General features: G+C 67.8%; 5 protein-coding genes. 4 read left to right on the top strand and 1 reads right to left on the bottom strand.

The window, feature by feature from the left end; genetic code table 11:
• Positions 1-63 precede the first annotated feature (63 nt).
• Positions 64-453: a hypothetical protein gene (locus ACQKIP_RS32865; RefSeq protein WP_365863762.1), complete on the top strand. Its 390-nt coding sequence runs from the start codon at positions 64-66 to the stop codon at positions 451-453.
• Positions 454-455: 2 nt separating this feature from the next.
• A complete protein-coding gene (locus tag ACQKIP_RS32860) occupies positions 456-1172 on the top strand; it encodes an aspartate/glutamate racemase family protein (protein ID WP_365863760.1) in 717 nt (238 codons plus the stop codon).
• Positions 1173-1320: 148 nt separating this feature from the next.
• On the opposite strand, the gene ACQKIP_RS32855 is transcribed toward ACQKIP_RS32860, so the two are convergent.
• Positions 1321-2280 (bottom strand): RNA polymerase sigma factor SigF, encoded by a 960-nt coding sequence (locus ACQKIP_RS32855; RefSeq protein WP_427744980.1) that lies wholly within the window; start codon positions 2278-2280, stop codon positions 1321-1323.
• 250 nt (positions 2281-2530) lie between these two features.
• On the opposite strand from ACQKIP_RS32855, the gene ACQKIP_RS32850 reads away from it, so the two are divergent.
• Complete coding sequence (locus tag ACQKIP_RS32850; RefSeq protein WP_365863757.1) at positions 2531-2899, top strand: STAS domain-containing protein; 369 nt, start codon at positions 2531-2533, stop codon at positions 2897-2899.
• 289 nt (positions 2900-3188) lie between these two features.
• A partial coding sequence (locus ACQKIP_RS32845) for an ATP-binding protein (RefSeq protein WP_427744974.1) occupies positions 3189-3566 on the top strand: 378 nt, incomplete at its 3' end.

Here is a 3566-nt window from a genome sequence, read left to right as displayed (position 1 = left end):
CGGTGGTTCAGATACGTGCGGAATGGAGAGTGCAGTGAGGACTCACCTGGGGGAGGCGCACCCGTGAGTGGTATGGAGATCGCGCTGGCCGTCCTTCTGCTGGTGGTGGGCGCGCTCCTGAAGTGGTTCTTCGACTGGGTGAAGGATCGGCCGGGAGTACGCCGCCAGGCGCGGGAGGATCGCAAGTCGGACACTGCGGCGGCGCAGAGCGAGCTCGGTGACCTGGCGGTCGCCTTCCGGCGCCCGGCCGGTCCCACCCAGGAGCAGCTCGAGAACCTTTCGGAACGGCTGAGCAAGGTTGAGGCCGACGCCCCGGAGAAGGTACAGCCCTGGCTGGTGGCAGTGGTGGGCAGAGTCGACTCGTACGGCGCCGATCGTTGCAGCGCGAGTGACGTCTCGAAGGCCGTCGAGACGGCCCGCGAGAAGATCCGTCTGTTCAGGGATGAGGGCTGATCGTGCGGACCATCGGCCTCATCGGGGGCATGAGCTGGGAGTCCAGCGCCGAGTACTACCGGCTGCTCAACGAGCTGGTGCGGGAGCGGCTCGGCGGGCTGCACTCCGCGCGGTGCGTGCTGTACTCCGTCGACTTCGCCGAGATCGAGCGGCTTCAGGTCGCGGGGGAGTGGGAGGCGGCGGGGGACGTGCTCGCCGGGGCCGGCAAGGCGGTGGAGGCGGCCGGCGTGGATCTCGTGCTGATCTGCACCAACACCATGCACAAGGTCGCAGAGCAGGTCCAGGCGGCTCTCTCCGTGCCTCTCCTGCACCTGGCGGACGCGACCGCCGCCGCGGTGCTGGGAGGCGGCCTGCGGCGCGTGGGGCTGCTCGGCACCGCCTTCACCATGGAGCAGGACTTCTACCGGGAGAGGCTGGCCGCGCACGGGCTCGACGTGCTCGTGCCGGACGCGGAGGGGCGCGCGCTCGTGCACCGGGTGATCTACGAGGAGTTGTGCCTCGGGGTGGTGCATGAGGCGTCCAGGGCCGGGTACCAGAACGTCATCGAGGATCTTGTACGGGAAGGAGCTGAGGGCGTCATCCTGGGGTGCACCGAGATCGAGCTCCTGATCGGGCAGGAACACAGCCCGGTGCCGGTCTTCCCGACGACCCGCCTGCACGCGGAGGCGGCGGTGGCGGCGGCGCTGGAGGGCCACCCGGGGGCCACGGCGGCACCGTGAGGCCTTGAGGCAGCGGCACGTTGACACCTGAACAACAGCAACCCACCCGCCCGCCCCTGGACGCGGGGCAAACGGGTGGGTGGGTGGGAGCAATCCGCCGCGAAGCGGCGATCAGGTCGCCCGCGAAAACGCCGAGCGGCGAGCCCCCTCACTCGTCGACGGTCAATCCCTTGCGGAGCTTGACCAGAGTGCGCGACAGCAGTCGCGAGACGTGCATCTGCGAGATGCCGAGCTCATCGCCTATCTCCGACTGCGTCATGTTGGCGACGAAGCGGAGCGAGAGGATCTTCCGGTCGCGCGCCGGGAGTTCGGCGATCAGCGGCTTCAACGACTCGACGAACTCGATGCCTTCGAGTCCGTGGTCCTCGTAGCCGATGCGGTCCGCGAGCGCGCCCTCGGAGTCGTCCTCCTCGGGCTGGGCGTCCAGCGAGCTAGCCGTGTAGGCGTTGGACGCCGCCATGCCCTCCACGACCTCGTCCTTGGAGATGCCCAGGCGCTCGGCGAGCTCGCCCACCGTGGGGGCGCGATCGAATTGCTGGGCGAGTTCGTCGCCCGCCTTGGCGAGGTCCAGACGGAGTTCCTGAAGGCGGCGCGGGACGCGCACCGACCAACTCGTGTCGCGGAAGAAGCGCTTGATCTCGCCGACGATGGTCGGCATCGCGAAGGTGGGGAACTCGACGCCGCGGCTGAGCTCGAAGCGGTCGATCGCCTTGATCAGGCCGATGGTGCCGACCTGGATGATGTCCTCCATGGGCTCGCTGCGGGAGCGGAACCGGGAGGCGGCGAACTTGACCAGGGCGAGATTGAGTTCGACGAGAGTGTTGCGTACGTACGCGTACTCGTGCGTGCCTTCCTCGAGCGTTTCGAGGCGTTCGAAGAGGGTCTTGGACAGAGCCCTCGCATCCAGCGGCCCCACTTCGTCGTACGGCGGGATCTCGGGCAGATCGGCGAGCCCCTCGGGGGCTTCCGTCTCCGATACGGCCGTCAGGGCCGGGAACTCGTCCGGCGTGGCTTCCGTGCGGGGACCCGGGATCTCGGTCTCTATACGGTTCGGCGGGAGTGTCGACGTCGCTCGGTCAGTGCGCGATTCGTCGAGCCGGGGTGACATGGTGTCCTCCATCGTTCTCGGCATATGGCTGCCGATGCCAATACGTGCACTGCGGTGTGCGGCGCCTCCAAAGCCGTCCGTGTTGATTACTGTCTCTTCTACCCCTACCCGGTTCCACAGCCCGGTCGCAAGTGCGGTGTGCGACGAAATGTCCGAATTCAGGGGCTTGTTCGGGTACCGGAGACCGTACGGAAGGCGTAATGTTCAGGGGCGTCATCAACAGCCACGACGGTCGGAAGTGAGTGACGGAATGGACCGCGGGACAGTCGGTAGCGCGCAGGGTGGCCGGCTTCTGGTCGAAGTCCGGGCCGAGGGCCCGAGCGTCGTCGTGACTCCGGCAGGTGAGTTGGATCACCACACCGCCGATTTGTTGCGTGAACCACTCGAGACCTGCCTCGACGACGGCTTCTCGCGCCTCGTGGTCGACTGTGCGCGTCTGGAATTCATGGACTCCACCGGACTCAATGTCCTCCTGGGGGCCCGGCTCAAGGCCGAGGCCGCGGGGGGCGGGGTGCATCTGGCCGCGATGCAGCCGGTGGTGGCCCGAGTCTTCGAGATCACTGGAGCCGACGCGGTCTTCACTGTCCACGAGACGCTCGAAGCGGCGCTCGCCGACTGATCGGACGGCCTGCTGACGGAGCGTGCCCAAGAGTTACGCGCCAGTTGTCCCTACGTGATCACCGCGTTACCAGCGTCACACGGGTTACGTCGAATAAGTGGGTGTTCTCACGGTTCGGCCGGGCAGGAGACACCCTGGATACGTCGGCAGAATCCGCGGCGGTCCGCCGTAAAGCAATCGTTGCCAAATCAACAGCAGGAACGGCCGAGCAGCCGATGATCTCTCTTGGAGCCCCGCTACTTGTCCAGTTTCTTGTCCAGAGTCCTCTTGTCGGTGAGGTGAAGCGCTGATGAGCACCACCCGGCCTTGCTCGCCGGGCGACCGCGGTCCGGAGTCCGAGACCGTTGTCGCGGACGCTCCCGCGGACCAGGTAGCCGCTGCGGACCAGGCCGCTGCGGCGGACCAGGTAGCCGCGGCGGCCACGGGCCTTCAGGGGCGCCAGGTCCGCAGGCTGAGCCTGAGCGGCGCGAGCGGCATCGTGCCGCTCGCCCGGGACTTCGCACGCCAGGCACTCCAGGCCTGGGGCTGGCTGCCCGCGGCGAGCGCCGACCACCGGGCGGCGGCGGAGGACGTCCTCCTGGTCGTGTCCGAGCTGGTGACCAACGCCTGCCTGCATGCCGAGGGACCCGACGAGCTCTGGCTCTCCTCGGACAGCAAGGTGCTGCGT

It is taken from the genome of Streptomyces sp. NPDC059900 (genome assembly GCF_050270335.1).
Taxonomy (GTDB): Bacteria; Actinomycetota; Actinomycetes; order Streptomycetales; family Streptomycetaceae; genus Streptomyces.
The sequence above is the reverse complement of the archived record's forward strand: the minus strand, read 5'-3'. Positions and strand labels throughout refer to the sequence as shown.